The organism is Paraburkholderia caffeinitolerans, assembly GCF_902859945.1.
GTDB lineage: Bacteria > Pseudomonadota > Gammaproteobacteria > Burkholderiales > Burkholderiaceae > Paraburkholderia > Paraburkholderia caffeinitolerans.
The window spans coordinates 1-22,420 of sequence record NZ_CADIKL010000042.1 but is presented as its reverse complement, the minus strand read 5'-3'; the positions used below and the strand labels follow the sequence as shown (position 1 = coordinate 22,420).

Below are 22,420 nucleotides of genomic sequence, written 5' to 3'. Positions count from 1 at the left end.
GCGCGGACTGCAATTCGTTGGTCAGAGTTCGTTTAGCGGTTCAATTAGTGGTTCAATCCTTGAGCGTGAGCGCAAGCACCCGCACCACGAGATCGCGATACTCGATGCCCACCGCACGCGCGGCCTTCGGCGGCAGCGAGTGATCGGTCATGCCCGGCGCCGTGTTCACTTCCAGGAAATACGGATTGCCCGCGCCGTCCATCATGAAGTCGGCGCGGCCCCAGTCGGTGCAGCCGAGCACGTCGAACGCGCGGCGCGCGAGCTTCTTGAGTTCGGCTTCCTTCTCAGGCGCGACGCCACAGGGAATCAGATACTGCGTGGTGTCGAGGATGTACTTCGCGTCGTAGTCGTAGAACTCGCCCGCCGGCACGATCTTGATGATCGGCAGATCCAGATCGCCTGCGACGCATGCGGTGTACTCGCCGCCGCCTTCGATGCTCTTCTCCACCAGCACGATCTTGTCGTGCTTCGCGGCTTCTTCGATCGCCGGCACGAGATCTTCGGCCTGCTTCACCTTGATGACCGCGACGCTCGAGCCTTCGCTCGCCGGCTTCACGAAGAGCGGCAAGCCAAGCTTCGCGACGAGCTCCGGTGCGCGGGCGGCGTAGTCGTCGCCGCGCAGCACCGCTACGAACGGCGGCGTGGGAATACCCAGTTGCTGCCACACGAGCTTGCTGCGGAACTTGTCGAGACCGAGCGCCGAACCGAGCACGCCCGTGCCCGTATAACGGATGCCGTAGAAGTCGAGCGCGCCCTGGATCTGACCGTTCTCGCCATAGCCGCCGTGCAGCGCGTTGAACGCGCGCACGAAGCCCTCGTCCTTGAGCGCCGAAAGCGGCCGCTCGGACGGATCGAACGGATGCGCGTCGATGCCGGCGCTCTTGAGCGCCTGAAGCACCAGCGAGCCCGACTTGAGCGACACTTCGCGCTCGGCGGACACGCCGCCGAACAACACGGCCACCTTGCCGAACTGTTTGGGATCGAATTGGGAATCGATGCTGCTCATTTCACTCACGCCTTCTGTTCCTGTTGTGCGATCCGGCCCGGCACGCCGCCGATCGAACCCGCACCCATCGTAATCACCACGTCGCCGTCGCGAACCACTGCGGCCAGCGCGTCAGGCACTTCATCCACTGTTTCCACGAACACCGGTTCGACCTTGCCCGCCACGCGAATCGCACGTGCGAGCGCGCGGCCATCGGCGGCCACGATCGGCGCTTCGCCTGCGGCGTAGACGTCGGTCAGCACGAGCGCATCGACGGTCGAGAGCACGCGCACGAAATCTTCGAAGCAGTCGCGCGTGCGCGTATAACGGTGCGGCTGGAACGCCAGCACGAGACGGCGCTCGGGAAACGCGCCGCGCGCCGCTGCGATCGTCGCGGCCATTTCCACCGGGTGATGGCCGTAGTCATCGATCAACGTGTAGTTGCCGCCGCCGTTGACTGGAATTTCTCCGTAGCGCTGAAAGCGCCGGCCCACGCCGTTGAATTCCGCGAGCGCGCGCTGGATGTCCGCGTCCTTCACTTCGAGCTCGGTCGCGATCGCAATCGCGGCCAGTGCGTTCTGGACATTGTGCGTACCCGGAAGGTTCAACACGATGTCGATCGAAGGCGCATCTTCGCGCATCGCCGTGAAGTACATCTTGCCGTCGCGCGCCACCGCGTTGACCGCGCGCACCTGCGCGTCGGGCGCAAAGCCGTAGCGGATGATCGGCTTCGAGACGAACGGCAGGATTTCCTTCACGTTCGGGTCGTCGACACAGAGCACCGCGATGCCATAAAACGGCAGACGGTGCGTGAATTCGATGAACGCCTGCTTCAGGCGCGCGAAGTCGTGCCCGTAGGTGTCCATGTGGTCGGCGTCGATGTTCGTGATGACTTCGATCACCGGGAACAGATTCAGGAACGAGGCGTCCGATTCGTCGGCTTCCGCGACGATGAAGTCGCCCGTGCCGAGACGCGCGTTCGCGCCCGCGCTAATGAGGCGCCCGCCGATCACGAAGGTCGGGTCGAGCCCGCCCGCGGCCAGCACGCTCGCGACCAGCGACGTGGTGGTGGTCTTGCCGTGCGTGCCCGCAATCGCGATGCCCTGCTTCAGACGCATCAGCTCCGCGAGCATGACTGCGCGCGGCACGATCGGAATGCGGCGATGGCGTGCCGCCAGCACTTCGGGATTGTCGCTGCGCACCGCGGTGGAAACGACCACCGCGTTCGCACCTTCGATGTTCTCTTCGTTATGGCCAATCGCGATGCGCGCGCCGAGTGCGGCGAGGCGGTCGGTGACCGCGTTCTTCGCGAGGTCCGAGCCGCTCACGTGATAGCCGAGATTGACGAGCACTTCAGCGATCCCGCTCATGCCCGCGCCGCCGATGCCGACGAAATGAATATGTTTGACGATGTGTTTCATTGCTTTCCTCCCGGACTGGCGCCCGCCACGGCTGCGCAGATGCGCGCGACCTGATCGGCGGCGTCGGGTTTTGCGAGCGCGCGAGCGCGCTCGGCCATGTCTGCGAGCGATGCTCGAGTTTGCTGCTTGAGCCAGTCCGCGAGCGCCTCTGCCGAAAGCTCGCGTTGCTGCACCACGCGTGCCGCGCCCTGTTGCGCGAGAAACGCCGCGTTGGTGGTCTGGTGGTCGTCGACCGCGTAGGGGAACGGCACGAACAGCGCCGCCACGCCCACGGCCGCGATCTCGGCCACCGTCATTGCGCCCGAGCGGCAGATCACGAGATCCGCGTTTTCGTAAGCGCTTGCCATGTCGTCGATGAACGGCACGAGTTGCACCGTGTCACCGGGTTCGATTCCGGCGTTGATGTAGTTCTGACGCAATGCGTCGATATGCTTCGCGCCCGCCTGATGCACCACGTGCGGACGCTCGGCCGGTGCCAGTTGCGCAAGCGCACTCGGCACGACTTCGTTGAGCGCCGCTGCGCCAAGGCTGCCGCCCACCACCAGCACGCGCAGCGGACCGCTGCGCTGTGCGTAACGCACCTGCGGCTGCACCACGTGCTCGAGTTCCGCGCGGATCGGGTTGCCGGTCCACTCGGCATGCGGCAACGCACCCGGGAACGCCACGAGCACGCGACGCGCGAGCTTCGCGAGCACCTTGTTCGCGAGGCCCGCGATGGAGTTCTGTTCATGCAGCACGAGCGGACGACCGGAGAGCGCGCTCATCACACCCGCCGGAAACGTGATGTAGCCGCCCATGCCAAGCACGACGTCCGGCTTCACGCGACGCAACGCTGAGAGACTCTGCTTGCACGCGCGCAGCATAGTTATCGGCAGCATCAGCTTGGTCTTGATGCCCTTGCCGCGCACGCCGCCAAAACGCACGTATTCCATCGGAATGCCGTGCTTGGGCACGAGCGTCGCTTCCATGCCTGCGGGATTGCCGAGCCACACCACGCGCCAGCCCCACTGCTCCATGCGATGCGCGACAGCGAGTCCCGGGAACACATGTCCCCCGGTGCCGCCGGCCATCACCATGAGCGTGCGCGTTGCTGCGGTCATACCTTCCCTCCGCGCATCAAAACCCGGTTCTCGTAATCCACGCGAAGCAGCACGGCAACCGCAACGCAGTTGAGCAAAATGCCCGAGCCGCCATAGCTCACGAACGGCAGCGTAAGACCCTTGGTCGGCAGCAGACCGAGATTCACGCCCATGTTGATGAACGCCTGCGCGCCGAACCACACGCCAAGACCTTTGGCGATGAGTCCAGCGAACGTGCGGTCGAGCGCGAGCGCCTGGCGGCCGATTTCGAACGAGCGGCGCACGATCCAGTAAAACAGCAGAATCACGATCAGCACGCCCACGAAGCCGAGTTCCTCGCCGATCACGGCGAGAATGAAGTCGGTGTGCGCTTCGGGCAGGTAGTTGAGCTTCTCGACACTGCCGCCCAGACCCACGCCGAACCACTCGCCACGCCCGAACGCGATCAGCGAGTGCGTAAGCTGATAAGCCTTGCCCTGTGCATAGCGCTCGTCCCACGGATCGAGGTACGCGAAAATCCGCTCGCGACGCCACGGCGACGCCCACACCAGCAACGTGAACGTGCCGATCGCCGTAGCCACGAGGCCGCCGAACAACTTGCCGTTCACGCCGCCGAGGAACAGCACGCCCATCGCGATCGCGGCGATCACCATGAACGCGCCCATGTCGGGCTCGAGCAGCAGCAGCGCGCCCACCACGCCCACCGCGAACGCCATCGGCAAGAAGCCTTTGGCGAAGCTGTGCATGTACTCCTGCTTGCGCACGGTGTAGTTCGCGGCATAGATCGTCACCGCGAGCTTCATGATTTCCGAAGGCTGCATGTTCGTGACGCCGAGCGGAATCCAGCGCCGCGCACCGTTCACGCCCTTGCCGATGTGCGGAATCAGCACGATCACGAGCATCACCAAGGCGATGAGGAAGAACTTCGGCGCGTAGCGATCCCACGTGGAAATGGGAATGCGGAACGCCACGAGCGCCCCGATCGCGGCGACCGTGAGCGAGACGAGGTGGCGCACCAGAAACGCGTAGTCGTGGTATTGCGCGTACTTCGGCGAATCAGGCATCGCGATCGAGGCCGAGTAGACCATCACCACACCCAAGCCGAGCAGCGCAATCACGGCCCAAAGCAGCGAGTGATCGTAGTCGAGCATACGCGAGCGCGCGGGACGCACGCCGCTGACCGCGCTCGAAATGCCGCGCGAGCGCGCGCCGCTGCTCGCCGCGCCTCCCGCAGCACCACCCGATGTGCCAACCGGGGCGCCACCGCTCGCATCGCGCGACAGGCGCACGCCGAAACGTTCGGACCAGCTCATATCATCGTCCCCCGTTCTGCGGCGATTTCTTCCACCGTGTCGCGGAACACGGCCGCGCGATGGGCATAGCCCTTGAACATGTCGAAGCTCGCGCACGCCGGCGAAAGCAGCACGACGTCGCCCGGCTCGGCGAGCGCCGTGGCCGCGCGCGTGGCGTCTTCCAGCGTGGCGTGGTCGGTGAGCGCGACGCCCGTACTTTCGAGCGCCGCGCGAATCTGCGGTGCATCGCGGCCGATCAGCACCACCGCGCGGCACCAGCGCGCCACGGGTGCCGCGAGCGGCTCGAAGTCCTGGCCCTTGCCATCGCCGCCCGCGATCAGCACCGCGCGCTGTGCAAGGCCGTCGAGCGCCGCTACCGTCGCGCCGACGTTGGTGCCCTTGCTGTCGTCCACATAGTCGATGCCCTCGATCGACGCGATCAATTCCACGCGATGCGGCTCGCCGCGATACTCGCGCAGACCATGCAAGAGCGCCGCCGGCGTCAGATCGATCGCGCGTGCAAGCGCGAATGCCGCAAGCGCGTTCGCCGCGTTGTGCAGGCCGCGAATGCGCAGCGCGTCTGCGGGCATCAAGCGCTTCATCGTGAGATTCACGGGCGCGGCGTCGAGCTGCTTGCGCCGGCGCGGGGAGACAGGCTCGTCCATGGCGTCGCGGTCGTGAGCCGCCACGAGCCACAACATGCCGTTATCGCGCGAGATGCCATAGTCGCCCTCGCGCCGCGGCTCATCGAGGCCAAAGGTCACGACCTTCGCGTCGCCGCTCTGTTGCACGCTCGCGAGCGACATCACGCGCGCGTCGTCGCGGTTGAGCACACGCGTGGTCTGCGCGCCGAAGATGCGGCCCTTCGCGGCCGCGTAGGCGTCGATGCCGCCGTGCCAGTCGAGATGGTCCTGCGTGATGTTGAGAACCGCCGCCGCGTTGGGTGCGAAGCTGTGCGCCGTCTCCAGCTGGAAGCTCGAGAGTTCGAGCACCCAGACATCGGGCAGCGCGGTGTTGTCGATGGCCTCGGCGAGCTTGTCGAGCATCGCCGGGCTAATGTTGCCGGCTACCGCCACGGTCTTGCCCGCGCGCTCGCAAAGCATGCCCGTCAGGCTCGTGGTGGTGGTTTTGCCGTTGGTGCCCGTGATGGCGAGCACCTTCGGCGCGTAACCGCTCTCGCCGAGATGGCGCAGTGCCTGCGCGAAGAGTTCGAGTTCACCCCAGACTTCGATGCCGCGTTCGCGAGCGGCGGCAATCAGCGGCACGAGGTCGGCGGCGAGCGGCGAGAGGCCCGGGCTGATGGCGACGAGTTCGACGCCATCGAGCAGCGCCGTGGAGAACGGGCCGCCGATGAAGTCCGCTTCGATGCCGCGCGCGGCAAGTTCGGGCACGAGTTTGGCCAACCCGGGGGGCGCTTCGCGCGTGTCAGCGACGCGCAGGCGAGCGCCATGGCGCGCACACCAGCGCGCCATCGCCAAACCCGATTCGCCGAGTCCCAGCACGAGCACCATCGGCTTTTGCTGATCCCGAAACTTCTCGCCAAACATCGCTTGCTTCCCTTTCTTACCTTGATGGAGTGCCGATCAACGCAGCTTCAAAGTCGACAGGCCGATCAGGCACAGCATCAGCGTGATGACCCAGAAGCGCACGACCACCTGCGTCTCTTTCCAGCCGGACAGCTCGAAATGGTGATGCAGCGGCGCCATCTTGAAGATGCGGCGCCCTTCGCCATAACGTTTCTTCGTGTACTTGAACCAGGTGACCTGCAGCATCACGGAAAGCGTTTCGGCCACGAAAATGCCGCCCATGATGAAGAGCACGATTTCCTGGCGCACGATCACCGCGATGGTGCCGAGCGCGCCGCCGAGCGCGAGCGCGCCCACGTCGCCCATGAACACCTGCGCCGGATACGTGTTAAACCAGAGGAAGGCGAGCCCTGCCCCGCCCATCGCCGAGCAGAAAATCAGCAGTTCGCCCGCGCCGGGAATGTGCGGGAACAGCAGATATTTCGAGTAGACCGAACTGCCCATCACGTAGGCGAACACGCCGAGCGACGCGCCCACGAGCACGACCGGCATGATCACGAGGCCGTCGAGGCCATCGGTGAGGTTCACGGCGTTGCTCGCGCCGACGATCACGAAATACGTGAGCGCGATGAAGCCCCACACGCCGAGCGGATAGCTGATCGACTTGAGGAACGGCAGCAAGAGGTCCGCGCGCGCGGGTAGGCCCATCGAGAGGCCGCTGCGCACCCAGGCCATGAAGAGGTCGAACACGCGCACGTTGCTCGCCTCGGACACGCTGAACGCGAGATACACCGCGGCGAACAGGCCGATCACCGACTGCCAGAAGTACTTCTCGCGCGAGGACATGCCGCGCGGGTCCTTGTAGACGACCTTGCGATAGTCGTCGACCCAGCCGATCGCGCCGAAGCCGAAGGTCACGAGCATCACGATCCAGATGAAGCGGTTCGTGAGATCGCCCCACAGCAGCGTGGCCACGGCGATGCCCAGCAGGATGAGCACGCCGCCCATGGTGGGCGTGCCCGACTTCACGAGGTGGGTCTGCGGGCCGTCCGTGCGCACCGCCTGGCCGACCTTCATTTCGGTGAGCTTACGGATGACCCACGGGCCGAGGAAAAGCCCGATCGCCATCGCGGTGATGGTGGCCATCACCGCACGGAACGTCAGATAACTGAACACGCGCAAGAAGCTTGCGTCATTCTGCAGCCATTGCGCCAGCGCCAGTAGCATGCCTTGTTTTCCTTCGAATTTCAGTGCGCGCCGGACGCCGCGTCCGGTGCGGAAAGTTGCGGGTTCGTGAGGGCGGCCACCACGCGCTCCATCTGCATGAAGCGCGAGCCTTTCACGAGGATCGTTGCACCCGCGCCGTAACCGGCGCCGGCAAGGGCGCGAACCAGCTCGGGGACACCAGCGGCGTGCAGCGCGTTCGCGCCGAATGCCGCCGAGCTGTCGCGCGCGGCTTCGCCGAGCGTATAGAGCGCGTCGATGCCGCGCTCCTTCGCGTATGCGCCCACTTCGCGGTGGAACGCAGGACCGTCTTCGCCGACTTCGCCCATGTCGCCGAGCACCAGTACGCGCGGCGACGCATGCGAGGCCAGCACATCCACGGCCGCACGCACGGAGTCAGGGTTCGCGTTGTAGGTGTCATCGATCACCAGCGCGCCCGCGAGTTCCCCAAGCGCTGCACATTTGACCTGCAAGCGGCCCTTCACGGGTTGAAACGCTTCAAGGCCACGGCGGATCGCGTCGAGCGAAACACCAGCCGCAAGCGCCGCAGCAGTGGCCGCGAGTGCGTTGTGCGCGTTGTGCGCGCCGAGCACCTGCAGCTCCACTTCGAACTGGCCTTCAGGCGTGGCGATCGCGAGCCGGTTTGCGCTGGCGCTGTTGTTTGCACTGGCCACATGCTTGCCCGTCACTGCCGCCTCAACCGCACGCTCGTCCGTATGCAGTGCGAAGTCGAGCACCTTCGAGCCCGTGGCCGCCACGCGCCAGATGCCCGCATAGGCGTCGTCAGCGGGAAACACTGCCGTGCCTTCGGGCTTGAGCGCGTGGATCACACTCGCGTGCTCGAGCGCGACGGCTTCGACCGTCGCCATGAATTCCTGGTGCTCGCGCTGTGCGTTGTTCACGACCGCGACGGTGGGCTCGGCGAACTTCGCGAGCAGCTCCGTCTCGTTCGGATGATTCATGCCGAGTTCGACCACCGCCAGCTTGTGCGCAGCATTAAGGCGCAACAGCGTGAGCGGCACGCCGATGTCGTTGTTCAAATTGCCCGCGGTCGCGAGCCGTGCGTCTTCGCCCACGGCCGCAGCGAAGATCGACGCGATCATCTCCTTGACCGTGGTCTTGCCGTTGCTGCCCGTGACCGCGACGAGCGGCATCGCGAAACGACGGCGCCAGCCGAGTGCAAGCGCGCCGAGCGCCGTACGCGTGTCGTCCACGCGCAGCGCCGGCATGCGCCAGTCGCCAGGGCTGCGCGACACGAGCGCCGCGCTCACATGACGGCCCGCCACTTCGGACAGAAAGTCATGCGCGTCGAAACGGTCGCCCTTGAGCGCAACGAAGAGATCGCCGGGGCCAGCCGTGCGGCTGTCGGTTGCGATACGCTCGAACGTTGCGTTCTCGTCGCCGAGAACGCTCGCGCCGGGAATCAGCGCCGCTGCTTCGCGCAGGGTAAGCATGGTCATTCACCGCCTCCGCGCCCATGCCGATCCGAAGTCGGGCGGGCTGCGAGAGCAAGCCGCGCGTGGTCCTGATCCGAGAACGCGCGCTTCTTGCCCATGATTTCCTGAGTTGCCTCGTGCCCCTTGCCGGCCAGCACGACGACGTCTTCCTTCGCCGCCCCGCGCACCGCCTGCAGGATCGCGCTCGCGCGGTCCTCGATGCGGCGCGCCTTTACGGGCTCACGCATGCCGGCCGCGATCTGGTCGATGATCGACGCCGGTGATTCGCTGCGCGGGTTGTCGCTCGTAACAACGACCTGGTCGGCCAGACGCTCGGCGATCGCGCCCATCAGCGGACGCTTGGTGGCGTCGCGGTCGCCGCCGCAGCCGAACATACAGACGAGTTGGCCGCCGCGCGCCGCCGCCATCGGGCGCAGCGCGTCGAGCGTCTTTTCGAGCGCATCGGGCGTGTGCGCGTAATCGATCACGACGAGCGGCTCATCGTGATCCGCGCGCCCGCCCAGACGCTCCATGCGGCCATTCACCGGCTGCAGCTTCGCGATTTCGTTGAGCGCGGCGACGAGCGGCACATTCGCCGCGAGCAGCGCGCCGAGCACGCCCAGCAGGTTGCTCACATTGAAGAGACCGAGCGTCTGCACCTCGACGTTCGCTTCGCCCCAGTCCGACGTTTCCAGATGGAACGCCGTGCCCGTGGCGGTCGCGCGCACGTCGGCCGCGCGCAGCCAGGCATCGGCGGCGCTCAGGTCGGCGGCAGTCGTCGCTACACCGTAGGCAATCGAGCGTTGCTTGCCGCGCGTGGCCGCCAGCAGGCGCTGGCCTGCCGCGTCGTCGGCGTTGATCACCGCAGCGTGCAGGCCCGGCCACGTAAACAGGCGCGCCTTCGCTGCCTCGTAGGCTTCGAAGGTATGGTGGTAATCGAGGTGGTCCTGCGTGAGATTCGTGAAGATCGCGATGTTGAACGAGGTGCCGTTCACACGGCCCTGGTGCAGCGCGTGCGACGAGACTTCCATCGCCACGGCCTGCGCGCCTTCCTTACGCAGTTGCGCGAGCGAGCGCTGCAACTGCGCGGCGTCGGGCGTCGTGAAGCCGGTATGCACGAGCTGGCCCGGAAAGCCGCTGCCGAGCGTGCCGACGATGGCGCACTTCTGGCCGATCGCCGTAAGCGCCGAGGCAACCCACTGGCTGCATGAAGTCTTGCCGTTCGTGCCGGTCACGCCGACCACGAGCATGGCGTCGCTCGGGTTGCCGTACCAGCCACTCGCGATCTCGCCCGCAAGCACGTCGAGCTGCGGCACGGCGAGCGCGTTTTGCGCCTGCGCAGCGTCGAACGAACCCGCATAGCCTTCCGGCTGATAGACAATCGCCGCCGCGCCGCGCGCGAGGGCGCTTTCGATATGCGAGCGGTTGTCGGCGCCTTCCACGGCATAGGCGAGAAACACGTCGCCCGCCTGGAGCGAGCGCGTGTCGGCGTGCAGGTTGGCTTCGGGCGCCACGCGCGCGCGCAGCCACGCGAGCGCGTCCGCGATCTGCCTGTGCGCGGGATGCTGGGTGCGCGTGGCGCTCATCGGACGACTCCGGGACGGTTTTTCGCGTTGTCGGCGACGGTCATATGACGGGCGCCGACGGGGCTCTTGCTTGCCGGCACCGCGGCGTGCTTCACGGTAGCGGCAGGCGCGGACGGCGCATTGGCGACAGCAGGCGCCGAAGCGCTGTCGTCGGAGACCACGAGTTGCTTGACCGGCATGTCGGGCGGCACGTTGAGCGTGCGCAGCGTGTCGCCGACGATGCCCGAGAACACCGGGCCCGAGACCGCGCCGCCGAAGTGGCTGCCGGCCGTCGGCTCATCCACCGACACCGCAACGACGATGCGCGGATTCGGCATCGGCGCCATGCCGACGAACGACGCGCGGTACTTCGAACGGTCATAGCCATGCGGGCCGTGCTTGTACGCCGTGCCGGACTTGCCGCCCACGCGGTAACCAGGCACCGCCGCGTCCGGCGAGGTGCCGTCTTTCGACACCACGCTCTCAAGCATCGTGCGCACTTCGCGCGCCGTAGTGGGCGCGAAAACCTGCGTGCCCACCACGGGCTGGTCGTCGCCGGGGTGGCGGAAGATCGTCACCGGCAGGATCTGGCCGTCGTGCGCAATGGCCGTGTACGCGCGCGCAAGCTGGAACAGCGAGACCGAAAGGCCATAGCCATACGACATGGTTGCCTGCTCGATACGGCGCCAGCTTTTCCACGGACGCAGACGACCCGCCGCCGCGCCGGGGAACCCGACCTTCGGCGCCTGCCCGAGACCGATGCTGGTGTACATGTTCCACATCTCTTCGGGCTTGAGCGTCATCGCGATCTTGGTCGCGCCGATGTTGCTCGACTTCTGGATCACGCCGCCCACGGTCAGCACGCCGAACGCGGCATCGTCAGTGATGGTCGCGCCGTCGAGCGTGAAGTGGCCTCCGCCCGTATCCACCAGTGTAGTCGGCGAGACGCGATGCAAATCCAGGGCCAGCGAGACCGTGAACGGCTTCATGATCGAGCCCGGCTCGAACACGTCGGTCAGGATGCGGTTGCGCAACTGCTCGCCCGTGAGGTGCGAGCGGTCGTTCGGGTTGTAGGTGGGATAGTTCACAAGCGCGAGCACTTCGCCCGTGCGCACGTCCACCACCATCGCCGCGCCGGCCTTGGCCTTGAACTTCTCCACCGCCGCCTTCAGGTTCGAATAGGCGATGTACTGAATCTTGCTGTCGATCGACAGTTCGACGTCCTGTCCGTTATGCGGCACGACCGTCTCGTCCACGTCCTCGACGATATGGCCCACACGGTCCTTGATGACGTGACGAATCCCGGACGTGCCCGCGAGAATTTTCTGGTCGGAGAGCTCGATGCCTTCCTGACCTTCATCTTCGACGTTGGTGAAGCCGATCAGGTGAGCCGTGACTTGGCCTTCGGGATAAAAGCGCTTGTACTCGTTGCGCTGATAGATACCGGGAATGTCGAGCGCCACCACCTTCTGCGCGACGTCGATCGGCACCTGGCGCTTCACATAGACGAAGGTTTTGTCCACCGAGAGCTTGCTGCGCAGCTCCTTGGTGGACATGTTCAGCAGCGCGCCGAGCTGCGTGAGCTTGTCGGCGCCGAGATCGTCGGGCACGTCTTCGGGAATCGCCCAGATCGCGCGCACGGGCAGGCTCGTGGCGAGCACGAGGCCATTGCGGTCGAGAATCTGGCCGCGTGTGGCGGGCAGCTCGATCGTGCGCTGATAGCGGCTCTCGCCCTGCTTCTGATAGAACGCGTTGCCGGGCCCCTGAATCCAGAACGCCCGCGCAGCAAGCGCGACGAACGCCATGAACAGCATGAACACGACGAACTTCGAGCGCCACATCGGCAGGCGCACCGAGAGAATGGGGTTCGGGGTAAAGGCGACGCTCTTGCGGTTATTGCCTTTTTTCATCGCGTACCCCCACGGCGGCCCTTCGTGGCAGTGGCGGCCGCGCCCTGGGCCGGCGCGGACGTGGGCACCGGCGCGTCCGCGGCGCTGGCCGCGCCCGGAGCGAGTGTCAGATATTGCGTGCGTCCGGTCGTCACGGGCTGCATCTTGAGCGAATCGGTAGCGATTTGTTCGACGCGCGACGTCCGCGACAACGCGCTCTGCTGATATTGAAGCTGCGCATAGTCCTGCTGAAGCTGCCGCTCCTGCGACTGCGCGCGTTGCAACTGGAAAAACATCTGACGCTGCTGATTGGTGGCGTTGACGACCGACAGCGCGCACCCCATCACGACGATCAGCAGGAAAATGTTCAGACGGTTCATGGCGTGACGCGCTCCGCAGTGCGCATCACGGCCGAGCGGGCACGCGGGTTGGCGGCGACTTCCTCGTCGCTCGCGAACACGCGCCCGATCAGCTTCAAGGGCGGGCTGGGCAGGTCGACGGCACGAATCGGCAAACGGCGATCGACCGCAGGCGCCGTGGCATGCGCCTGCATGAACCGCTTCACGATACGGTCTTCCAGCGAATGAAAGCTGATGACCACGAGCCGCCCCCCCTGCTCCAGCAACGACATGGCTGCTTCTAGAACGACTTGCAGCTCCGCAAGCTCTTGATTGACGTGAATCCGTATAGCCTGAAAGGTGCGGGTTGCCGGGTCCTTACCCTTCTCACGGGTTTTGACGGCGTTAGCCACGATTTGGGCAAGCTCGCCCGTGCTGTCGAGAGGCCCGAGACGGTCGGACTCTGCCCTGCGAGCAACAAGCGCCTTTGCAATCTGAAAAGCAAACCGTTCTTCCCCATAATCTCGAATCACCTCCGTCAGTTCCTGCAACGTGGCCCGCGCGAGCCAATCAGCAGCGGACTCGCCGCGCGTCGGGTCCATCCGCATGTCGAGCGGACCATTGGCGCGGAAGCTGAAACCCCGCTCCGGGTCGTCGATTTGCGGCGACGACACGCCCAGGTCCAACAACACACCCGACACACGCCCTACCCCGCGCGCCGCCATGGCGTCGCGCAGTGAAGCAAAACTCTCATGCACGATCGAGAAACGCGCGTCGCCCACTTGTTCAGCCGTGGCGATCGCGAGCGGATCCTTGTCGAACGCAATCAGGCGGCCGGCTTCGGAAAGCCGGCCGAGAATCGCGCGACTATGGCCGCCGCGCCCGAACGTGCCGTCCACATAGACGCCGTCCGCGCGCGTCACGAGCGCATCGACCGCTTCATCGAGCAGCACCGTGCGATGCTGCAATCCCTGTCCCATCGCAGATGCCATAGCGTTTTAAACCGCGATCAGAACGTGAAATTTTTCAAGGCGTCAGGCATGCCCTGAGCCATCGCCGCCTGTTCCTTGGCGGCGTAGGTCTGCGCATCCCACAACTCAAAATGACTACCCATGCCGAGCAGCATGACTTCCCTTTCCATTCCTGCTGCCAGACGTAATTCAGGCGAGACGAGCACGCGGCCCGCGCTATCGAGATCGACGTCGGAGGCATTGCCGAGAAAAATGCGGCGCCACCAGTGCGCGTCCATCGGCAACGCCGCGACTTTCGCGCGGAACACCTCCCATTCGGGGCGCGGAAATAGCAACAGGCAGCCGTCCGGGTGCTTGGTGATCGTCACCCGGCCTTCTGCCTGTTGTTGCAGCGCATCCCGATAGCGCGACGGAATCGACATCCGCCCTTTCGCATCGAGTGTCAGCGCCGACGCCCCCTGGAACAATTTGCTCCCCCTCGCGCGGCGCCTATCGCCGCCCGTCTAAATCTCAGGAAATTTACCCGAATGCGCTTCTGAAATCACACGAAAATACACTTTCTCACACTGTCTCCCACTTTAGAGGAACGACCTACGAGGGTCAAGGTGGGTGGCGCGATTTTTGACGAAATTTATCCGCTAGAACAAGGACTTAGCGGCGCTTGTTCAAGTCGGACGAAAAACCAAAAACCGTTATGAATGAATGAGCTAACGACGGTTGTGAAGGTGATACGTGAAATGCGCGGAGAAAACCACGATGGTGCGGGGACTTGGCGGGGATTAATTCGGGCGAGAGAAAGCGGTAAAAATCCGGGACTTGTACGGGCCGGCCAGGAAGCCGGCCCGTTGAAGCATATCAAACGTAGTAGGCCGTGCGGGTCATGATTTTCGATGCCACGCGCATCAGCGAGCGCACCGGCAGCGGCAAATCAACGCCACCCAAATCTGTAGCCGATTTCGCATGGGCGATCTCGTCGGCGCGCATTTGCTCGACGATCGCGCGCGACTCGAGGTCGGCGGGCGGCAGCGCATCGAGGTGACTGTCGAGATGATGCTCCACCTGGCGCTCGGTTTCCGCCATGAAGCCAAGGCTGACCTTGTCGCCAAGACGGCCGGCCGCGAGGCCGATGGCCAGCGCTCCTGCGTACCAGAGCGGATTGAGCAGGCTCGGGCGCGAGTCGAGCGCTTCGAGACGCCGAGCCGTCCACGCGAGATGGTCTTCTTCTTCGCGCGCCGCCTGGTCGAACGCAGCCTTGAGCGTGGGAGAGCGCGCGGAAAGCTTTTGCGCTTGATAAAGCGCCTGGGCGCACACTTCACCCACGTGATTCACGCGCATGAGTCCCGCCGCGTGAGCACGCTCGGCAGGCGTGAGTTCGCCGGACACTTCGGACGACGCAGCCAACTCCTCGGCGACCGCCGGGAGTTCGGCAGCAACGGCTGACGGCTGCGGCATGGGCCGCGACATGCGCGACACTCCGGTGATCGAGCGCAGGCCTCGATCGAACTCGGTGATCAATTCGTCAAACGTCATCCAACCTCCCTTCATATCTACCGCAAACCACTGCGCCCTGCCGCAAAACGAAAGCGCGCAAAACCCGACCGACCGGACGTTTGAAATCACTACAGGAACTCGCCTCGCGTCGTCAATCCGGGGCAGAGCCGATTTCAGGCGCATATTTTAGACCATGTTGTGTAAACGAAACAGGTACTTACGGGCGGCCAGGCTTTTCCTTTGTCGCGCATAAACGGTTTGTTACATTACCGGGCAACTTCTCGCGAAGTTGGATGGCCAGGCCCGCGCTAGACAATAAATCGGCCTCGCTGACAAGACGCATTAAAGTCGTAAAACAACACTGGAGATCATTCAATGAAGAAGTCGCTTCTCGCGCTCGCTGCGCTGGGCGCGTTTGCGGGCGTTGCGCACGCTCAGAGCAGCGTCACGCTGTACGGCATCATCGATGAAGGTTTCAACATCAACACGAACACGGGCGGCAAGCATCTGTACAACCTGTCGAGCGGCGTGATGCAAGGCAGCCGCTTCGGTCTGCGTGGTGCTGAAGACCTCGGCGGTGGCCTGAAAGCGGTCTTCGTGCTCGAAAACGGCTTCGACGTGAACAACGGCAAGCTCGGCCAGGGCGGCCTGATGTTCGGCCGTCAGGCTTATGTCGGCCTGTCCAGCTCGCAGTTCGGCACGGTCACTTTTGGTCGCCAGTACGACTCCGTCGTCGACTACGTCGGTCCGCTGGAAGCCGGCGACCAGTGGGGCGGCTACCTCGCGGCTCACCCGCAAGACCTGGACAACTTCAACAACGCCTACCGTACGAACAACACGGTCAAGTTCACGAGCGTGAACTACGCTGGCCTGACGTTCGGCGGCACTTACAGCTTCGGTGGCCAGGCGGGCAACTTCACGGGGAACCAGATCTGGTCGCTGGGTGCTGGCTATAACAATGGCCCTCTCGCCCTCGGCATTGGTTACCTGAATGCGCGCACGCCGAACGCCTTCGGCGGCCTGTTCAACAACGGCCCGTCCTCGTCGCCGCTGACGACCGCGTCCACCCCGGTGTACGGCGGCTTCGCAACGGCCAACACCTATCAGGTCATCGGCGCAGGCGGCGCATACACGTTCGGCGCGGCGACCTTCGGCCTGACGTACTCGAACATCAGCTTCCGGAACCTCGGCACGACCGGCCAGACGAGATACGAGACCGGTTCGAACGTCTTCTTCAACAACGTCGAAGCGAACTTCAAGTACCAGTTCACGCCGGCTCTGTTGGCTGGCTTCGCGTTCGACTTCACGGACGGCCAGAGCGTCACGCTGGCAAACGGCACGAGCCAAAGCGGTGCGAAGTACTTCCAGTACTCGCTCGGCACGGACTATTTCCTGTCGAAGCGCACGGACGTCTACCTGATCGGTGTGTATCAGCACGCGACAGGCACCGACTCGACGGGCGCCGCCGCTGTTGCGGCGCTCAACGGCCCCATCGTCCCGTCGAGCAACGGCAACCAGTTCCAGGCTCGCATCGGTATCCGTCACAAGTTCTAATAAGAACAGCCGTTTCAGTCTCTAAGGCGCCTGCGGGCGCCTTTTTTCTTGGGTGCGACCTGGACCCAGCACGCCTCCTTGCCGGCGCCAAAATAAAAAGGCCCGCCCTTTCGGGCAGGCCTTCAGTGCCTATTTGACGGCAGAGGAATTACGCGCTCGCGTCGCGCAACTCGCGCCGCAGAATCTTGCCGACGTTGCTCTTAGGCAGGTCGGTGCGGAACTCGATGGCTTTCGGCCGCTTGTATCCGGTCAGTTGCGCCTTGCAGTACTCGAAGACTTCCTTGTCGGTGAGCGCCGGATCCTTCTTCACGATATAGAGCTTCACCGCCTCGCCCGAATTCGCGTCGGGCACGCCCACGGCCGCCACTTCGAACACGCCGGGCAGCTTCGCGACCACATCTTCGATTTCGTTCGGATAGACGTTGAAGCCCGAGACGAGAATCATGTCCTTCTTGCGGTCGACGAGCTTCACGTAACCGCGGTCGCTCATCACCCCCACGTCGCCAGACTTGAAGAAGCCATCGGCGGTCATCACTTTGGCCGTCTCTTCCGGGCGCTGCCAGTAACCCGCCATCACCTGCGGGCCGCGAATGCAGATCTCGCCCGCTTGGCCAATGGACAACTCGTTGCCGTCGTCGTCGCGAATCGAGATTTCGGTCGACGGCATCGGCAAGCCGATCGTACCCGTGTACTCAGTCGCGTTGGTCGGGTTGCAGGTCACGCAGGGCGAGGTTTCCGAAAGGCCATAGCCTTCGACGATTGGCGTATGCGTGCGCTCGTACCAGCGCTTCGCCACTGCCTCCTGCACCGCCATGCCACCGCCGTTGGCCACCAGCAGATGCGAGAAGTCGAGCTTGTCGAAATCGGGATGATTGAGGATCGCGTTGTAGAGCGTGTTGACCGCAGGAAAGGTCGTGATCGAATAGCCCTGCAGATCCTTGATCATCCCAGCGATGTCGCGAGGATTCGGGATCAGTATGGCCAGGCCGCCCGTGCGCATCGTCAGCAGGCCGCAGACGGTAAGCGCGAACACGTGATAAAGCGGCAGTGCCGCGACCGTCACCGGCTGGGTGCCGGCGGGCAGGCGCGCAAGTGCGGGCTCGGTCCAAGCCGCCGATTGCAGCACGTTCGCGACGAGGTTGCGATGCAGCAGCGTTGCGCCTTTCGACACACCGGTCGTGCCGCCCGTGTACTGGAGGAACGCGATGTCTTCGGGCTTCTGCTCGACAGGCTTGAAGGTGAGGCGCGCGCCGGCCGAGAGCGCGTCGTTGAAGCTCACGTGACCCGGCAGGCTCCAGGCCGGCACCATCTTCTTCACGTTGCGCACGACGTAGTTCACGATGAAACCCTTCGCCGCACCGAGCAGATCGCCCATCGACGCCACCACGATGTGCTTCACGCGCGTCCGCGTAATGACTGCCTGCAGCGTGACAGCGAAATTCTCGAGGAGGATGATGGCTTCGGCACCGCTGTCCTTGAGCTGATGTTCGAGCTCGCGCGGCGTGTAGAGAGGATTCACGTTCACGACGACATAACCCGCGCGCAGAATCGCGGCCAGCGCAACCGGGTACTGCAACACATTCGGCATCATGATCGCGATGCGCGCGCCGGGCGCGATGCCACGCGACTGAAACCATGCCGCGAGCCGCTTCGAAAGTTCGTCGAGCTGGCCGTACGTGATGGACTTGCCCATGCACGCGAACGCGGGCTTCGAGCGGTTAGCATCGAAGCTCTCCGCGAGCAGCGCCGTGATGGACGCATATTGGCTCGCGTCGATTTCAGCGGGTACGCCGGGTGGGTACGATTTCAGCCAGACTTTATCCATGCGGCGTCTCCTCCTGAATTTTTCGAATGGTCGTGCTAAAACGCTGATCGTAGCATGCAAGAGGCGTTTTTCTTCCTCGAATCAGCGAGTTAGAAAGCCCCCTCGAACTGCTGCGAGCGCTTTTTTAAGCGGTGATTTTTAGGGCTTACGCGCGTTCGACTTCCACGAGGCAGTCATAAAACGTAGCCGAGCCACCCAGATCTGTGAGTGCCTGGCTCGTCACTTCGTTCGCGTTGCGGCCGTCCGGTGCAAGCTTCTTCCACCAGATCGACAGGCCCACCACGAGGCCTTCGCGCGCGCGATCGGAAACACGAGCTCGCACTTGCATCGACCCGCGGTCGTTGAAGACGCGCACCTGGTCGCCGTCGGCGATATTACGCCGTGCGGCATCGGTGGGATGGAGATCGAGATGTGGCTCGCCTTCGGTCGCCCGCAGGCTTTCGACATTCACAAAGGTGCTGTTGAGGAAGTTTCGCGCGGGCGGCGAGATCATCGCCAGCGGATAGCGCGCGGCCAACTCGGGCGCACCGTCCGCCGATTCGTGCGGCGGCAGGTAGTCGGGTACCGGCTCAAGGCCAGCCTTCGCGAGCGTCTCGCTGTAGAACTCGCACTTGCCCGTGGGCGTGCGGAAGCCGCCGTTGGCAAATGGGGCATCGGCAATATTCAGCTTTATCCAACCATCCTGCTTGAGCCTCGCCCAATCGGCGCCGGCAAGTACGGGATCGCTCCAGTCGAACGCACGCGCGGCCACTTCCTCGTCGCTCTCGAAAAGCGCTGGTTCGTTCAGGCCCATTGCGCGCGCAATCGAGCGGAAGATCTCGGTGTTCGGACGCGCCTCGCCCACCGGGGCGATAGCAGGCAGATTGGCCATCACGTACGTATGGCCGTAGGACTTGTGAACGTCGAGGTGCTCGAGCTGGGTCGTGGCGGGCAGCAGCAAGTCGGCATAGTCGGCGGTGTCGGTCTGGAATTGTTCGAGCACGATCGTGAACAGATCTTCGCGCGCAAAGCCCGCCGCTACTTTCGCAGACTCCGGCGCGACCGCCACCGGGTTCGAGTTATACACGACGATCGCTTCGACCTTCGGGCCGAACGCGGCGTCGCCCGCGTGCGTAAGCGCGTCGCCGACCTGGTTCATGTTGACGATGCGCGGCTGATGCTTAGGCCAGCCAGGAATCAGATCGGGACGCTGCAGCGCGTTTCCGTCGACCGGCGCCCAACCCGACGATGAAAGGAGCACGCCTCCCGCCCGCTCGCGCCATGCGCCGGTCAGCGCCGGCAAGCACGCGATCGCGCGCACCGCGTTGCCGCCGCCACGCACGCGCTGGAGACCATAGTTCATGCGAATCGCCGCCTTGCGCGTCGAAGCGTAGAGGCGCGCGAGATCGATGACGATCTGCTCCTCGATGCCGCAGATCTGCGCGACACGCGCAGGCGTATAAGTGAGCGCGCGCGCCTTCAGTTGCTCGAAGCCGTGCGTATGCGCCGCGATGTAGTCGTGATCGAGGCCGTCTTCCGTGATCAGCACGTGCATCATGCCGAGCGCGAGCGCGCCATCGGTGCCGGGCTTCAGCGCGATGTGCTGGTGGCACTTCTCCGCCGTGAGCGAACGGTACGGGTCGATCGCGATCAGCTTCGCGCCATTGCGCTTGGCTTCCTGCGCGCGCGTCCAGAAGTGCAGGTTCGAGGCGATCGGATTCGCGCCCCAGATCAGGATCACTTCGCTCTCGGCGAAATGCTCGGTGAGCATGCCGAGGCTCGATCCATACGTGTAGCGCAGACCCGCTGCGCCCGCCGCTGCACAGATCGCGCGGTCGAGCCGCGACGCGCCGAGCCTGTGGAAAAAGCGCTGCGCAATGCTGTCTCCCTGCACGAGCCCCATCGTGCCGGCGTAGCTATACGGCAGGATCGCTTCGGGCGCGCGCTGCGCAATTTCGCCAAGGCGTGCGGCCGCGATCGCGCATGCCTCATCCCAACTGATCGGCTCGAAACGCCCTTCGCCTTTGCGGCCGATTCGCTTCATCGGTTGCGTGAGGCGTTTTGGGTGATGCACGCGCTCGGCGTAACGGGTCACTTTCGTGCAGAGCACACCTTGCGTCGGCGGATGATCAGGGTCGCCGCTCACCTTGATGGCCTTGCCGTTTTCGACGGTCACGCGCATCGCGCAGGTGTCGGGGCAGTCGTGGGGACAGACTGCGCGGGCAAATTCGGCTCGGGCGTTCATGAGGAATCCGTCGATAAGAGGTGATGTCGATACCGAGATTTTATTATGTCCAGCGCACAGAGCCGGCTCACGCCCAAGCGGTTGCCGCGAAAAAAAAGGTTCGGCGTAGAATAGTTCGTCCAGGCCTGCCTCGGATCAAGAGCGCGGGCGCCCACTTCCCCGAGCACTGTCCGCCATGAAACTGATCCCGGAAATCCAGGCCGCCCAAGGCGAAATCCAGGGCTTACGACGAGCGATCCACGCCCACCCGGAACTGCGCTACGAAGAAACCCAAACTGCCGAGCTGGTTGCATCGAAGCTCGCCGAATGGGGCATCGAGGTGCATCGGGGGCTGGGCAAAACGGGCGTTGTCGGCGTGCTCAAACGGGGCAGCGGCACACGATCCATCGGGCTGCGCGCCGATATGGATGCACTGCCCATTCAGGAGCTGAACACATTCGAACATCGCTCTCATAACGAAGGGAAGATGCATGCTTGCGGCCACGACGGCCATACGGCGATGCTGCTCGGCGCGGCGCAGCATCTCGCGAAGCACGGTCAATTCGATGGCACCATCGTGTTCATCTTCCAGCCCGCGGAAGAAGGCGGCGCCGGAGCGAAAGCCATGATCGACGATGGGCTGTTCACACGCTTCCCCGTGGACGCCGTGTTCGGCATTCACAACTGGCCGGGCATACCGGAAGGATACTTCGGCGTGACCGAAGGGCCGATCATGGCGTCGAGCAACGAGTTTCGCATCGAAATCAAAGGCGTGGGATCGCATGCTGCGCTGCCGCACAATGGACGCGATCCGGTTTTCACTGCAGTGCAAATTGCCAATGGACTGCAAAGCATCATCACACGCAACAAGAAGCCGATCGATACGGCAGTTCTGTCGATTACGCAGATTCACGCCGGCGACGCCGTGAATGTGGTGCCAAACACGGCGTGGATTGCGGGAACCGCACGTACCTTCACGACGGAAACGCTCGATCTTATCGAGACGCGTCTGCGCAAAATAGCGGAGAGTACGGCGGAGGCTTACGAATGTTCTGTCGATATCACGTTCCACCGCAACTACCCACCGACGGTGAACAGCAGTGCGGAGGCCCAATTCGCCGCGCAGGTAATGAAGGAAGTCGTGGGCGCCGATCGTGTCAACGACAGCATCGAGCCGACCATGGGCGCCGAGGACTTCTCGTTCATGTTGCTTGAGAAGCCGGGCTGCTACGCGTTCCTCGGCAACGGTGACGGCGGGCACCGCGAGTCCGGCCACGGCGCGGGACCGTGCATGCTGCACAACGCCAGCTATGACTTCAACGATCAGTTGCTGCCGGTTGGCGCATCGTACTGGGTGCACCTGGCAATGAAATTTTTGGCCAAGAAGTAGAGATTGGCTGCGGCTTCTAACGAAAAAGCCGATCTGTGTGATTTACAGATCGGCTTTTTCGCTTTGGGCTTACAGATTTGGCTTTGCATTTCCCACGCGCGTAAACGCCAGAACCCCGGTGCTCTTTCGGAGCCACCGGGGTTCTGGACGTACTGCATAGGGAGCCTGACGATTACCTACTTTCACACGGGCAATCCGCACTATCATCGGCGTGGAGCTGTTTCACGGTCC

General features: G+C 64.1%; 17 protein-coding genes. 2 read left to right on the top strand and 15 right to left on the bottom strand.

All coding sequences use genetic code 11. From position 1 onward, the window contains the following. Positions 1-52 precede the first annotated feature (52 nt). The 13 genes from HV773_RS29525 to coq7 form a co-directional block, all read right to left on the bottom strand. On the bottom strand, positions 53-1,006 hold the full coding sequence (locus tag HV773_RS29525; RefSeq protein WP_129562886.1) for a D-alanine--D-alanine ligase: 954 nt from the start codon (positions 1,004-1,006) through the stop codon (positions 53-55). A gap of 5 nt (positions 1,007-1,011) precedes the next feature. Beyond that, positions 1,012-2,406 carry a UDP-N-acetylmuramate--L-alanine ligase gene (gene murC / locus HV773_RS29520; protein ID WP_129562887.1) on the bottom strand — a complete coding sequence of 465 codons (1,395 nt, stop codon included), beginning with the start codon at positions 2,404-2,406 and terminating at the stop codon, positions 1,012-1,014. Then, a complete protein-coding gene (gene murG, locus HV773_RS29515; RefSeq protein WP_129562888.1) occupies positions 2,403-3,506 on the bottom strand; it encodes an undecaprenyldiphospho-muramoylpentapeptide beta-N-acetylglucosaminyltransferase in 1,104 nt (367 codons plus the stop codon). The genes murC and murG overlap by 4 nt, the downstream gene beginning before the upstream one ends. Continuing rightward, complete coding sequence (ftsW, locus tag HV773_RS29510) at positions 3,503-4,798, bottom strand: putative lipid II flippase FtsW (RefSeq protein WP_129562889.1); 1,296 nt, start codon at positions 4,796-4,798, stop codon at positions 3,503-3,505. The genes murG and ftsW overlap by 4 nt, the downstream gene beginning before the upstream one ends. Continuing rightward, complete coding sequence (murD, locus tag HV773_RS29505; protein WP_129562890.1) at positions 4,795-6,324, bottom strand: UDP-N-acetylmuramoyl-L-alanine--D-glutamate ligase; 1,530 nt, start codon at positions 6,322-6,324, stop codon at positions 4,795-4,797. The genes ftsW and murD overlap by 4 nt, the downstream gene beginning before the upstream one ends. Positions 6,325-6,360: 36 nt before the next feature. Then, positions 6,361-7,530: a phospho-N-acetylmuramoyl-pentapeptide-transferase gene (gene mraY, locus HV773_RS29500; RefSeq protein WP_129562891.1), complete on the bottom strand. Its 1,170-nt coding sequence runs from the start codon at positions 7,528-7,530 to the stop codon at positions 6,361-6,363. A gap of 20 nt (positions 7,531-7,550) precedes the next feature. Beyond that, positions 7,551-8,987 (bottom strand): UDP-N-acetylmuramoyl-tripeptide--D-alanyl-D-alanine ligase, encoded by a 1,437-nt coding sequence (locus HV773_RS29495; protein ID WP_129562892.1) that lies wholly within the window; start codon positions 8,985-8,987, stop codon positions 7,551-7,553. Next, a complete protein-coding gene (locus HV773_RS29490) occupies positions 8,984-10,549 on the bottom strand; it encodes a UDP-N-acetylmuramoyl-L-alanyl-D-glutamate--2,6-diaminopimelate ligase (RefSeq protein ID WP_129562893.1) in 1,566 nt (521 codons plus the stop codon). The genes HV773_RS29495 and HV773_RS29490 overlap by 4 nt, the downstream gene beginning before the upstream one ends. Then, positions 10,546-12,438 (bottom strand): peptidoglycan D,D-transpeptidase FtsI family protein, encoded by a 1,893-nt coding sequence (locus HV773_RS29485; protein WP_129562894.1) that lies wholly within the window; start codon positions 12,436-12,438, stop codon positions 10,546-10,548. Before HV773_RS29485 ends, HV773_RS29490 begins: the two co-directional genes overlap by 4 nt. After that, on the bottom strand, positions 12,435-12,797 hold the full coding sequence (gene ftsL / locus HV773_RS29480) for a cell division protein FtsL (RefSeq protein WP_028220099.1): 363 nt from the start codon (positions 12,795-12,797) through the stop codon (positions 12,435-12,437). The genes HV773_RS29485 and ftsL overlap by 4 nt, the downstream gene beginning before the upstream one ends. Further along, on the bottom strand, positions 12,794-13,747 hold the full coding sequence (rsmH, locus tag HV773_RS29475; protein ID WP_129562895.1) for a 16S rRNA (cytosine(1402)-N(4))-methyltransferase RsmH: 954 nt from the start codon (positions 13,745-13,747) through the stop codon (positions 12,794-12,796). Before rsmH ends, ftsL begins: the two co-directional genes overlap by 4 nt. A 17-nt stretch (positions 13,748-13,764) precedes the next feature. Then, positions 13,765-14,193 carry a division/cell wall cluster transcriptional repressor MraZ gene (mraZ, locus tag HV773_RS29470; protein WP_129562896.1) on the bottom strand — a complete coding sequence of 143 codons (429 nt, stop codon included), beginning with the start codon at positions 14,191-14,193 and terminating at the stop codon, positions 13,765-13,767. A 388-nt stretch (positions 14,194-14,581) separates the two neighbouring features. Beyond that, positions 14,582-15,256: a 2-polyprenyl-3-methyl-6-methoxy-1,4-benzoquinone monooxygenase gene (coq7, locus tag HV773_RS29465; protein WP_129562897.1), complete on the bottom strand. Its 675-nt coding sequence runs from the start codon at positions 15,254-15,256 to the stop codon at positions 14,582-14,584. A 336-nt stretch (positions 15,257-15,592) separates the two neighbouring features. Here coq7 and HV773_RS29460 point away from each other — a divergent pair, with 336 nt between their 5' ends. Next, positions 15,593-16,771, top strand: a complete 1,179-nt coding sequence (locus HV773_RS29460; protein ID WP_129562898.1) for a porin — start codon at positions 15,593-15,595, stop codon at positions 16,769-16,771. 148 nt (positions 16,772-16,919) lie between these two features. Here the strand turns inward: HV773_RS29460 and HV773_RS29455 are convergent, their stop codons facing one another. Beyond that, on the bottom strand, positions 16,920-18,596 hold the full coding sequence (locus HV773_RS29455; protein WP_129562899.1) for a long-chain fatty acid--CoA ligase: 1,677 nt from the start codon (positions 18,594-18,596) through the stop codon (positions 16,920-16,922). A gap of 145 nt (positions 18,597-18,741) precedes the next feature. After that, positions 18,742-20,820, bottom strand: a complete 2,079-nt coding sequence (locus tag HV773_RS29450; RefSeq protein WP_129562900.1) for a molybdopterin-containing oxidoreductase family protein — start codon at positions 20,818-20,820, stop codon at positions 18,742-18,744. 175 nt (positions 20,821-20,995) lie between these two features. Here HV773_RS29450 and HV773_RS29445 point away from each other — a divergent pair, with 175 nt between their 5' ends. Then, positions 20,996-22,189 carry a M20 aminoacylase family protein gene (locus HV773_RS29445; RefSeq protein WP_129562901.1) on the top strand — a complete coding sequence of 398 codons (1,194 nt, stop codon included), beginning with the start codon at positions 20,996-20,998 and terminating at the stop codon, positions 22,187-22,189. Positions 22,190-22,420: the final 231 nt, after the last annotated feature.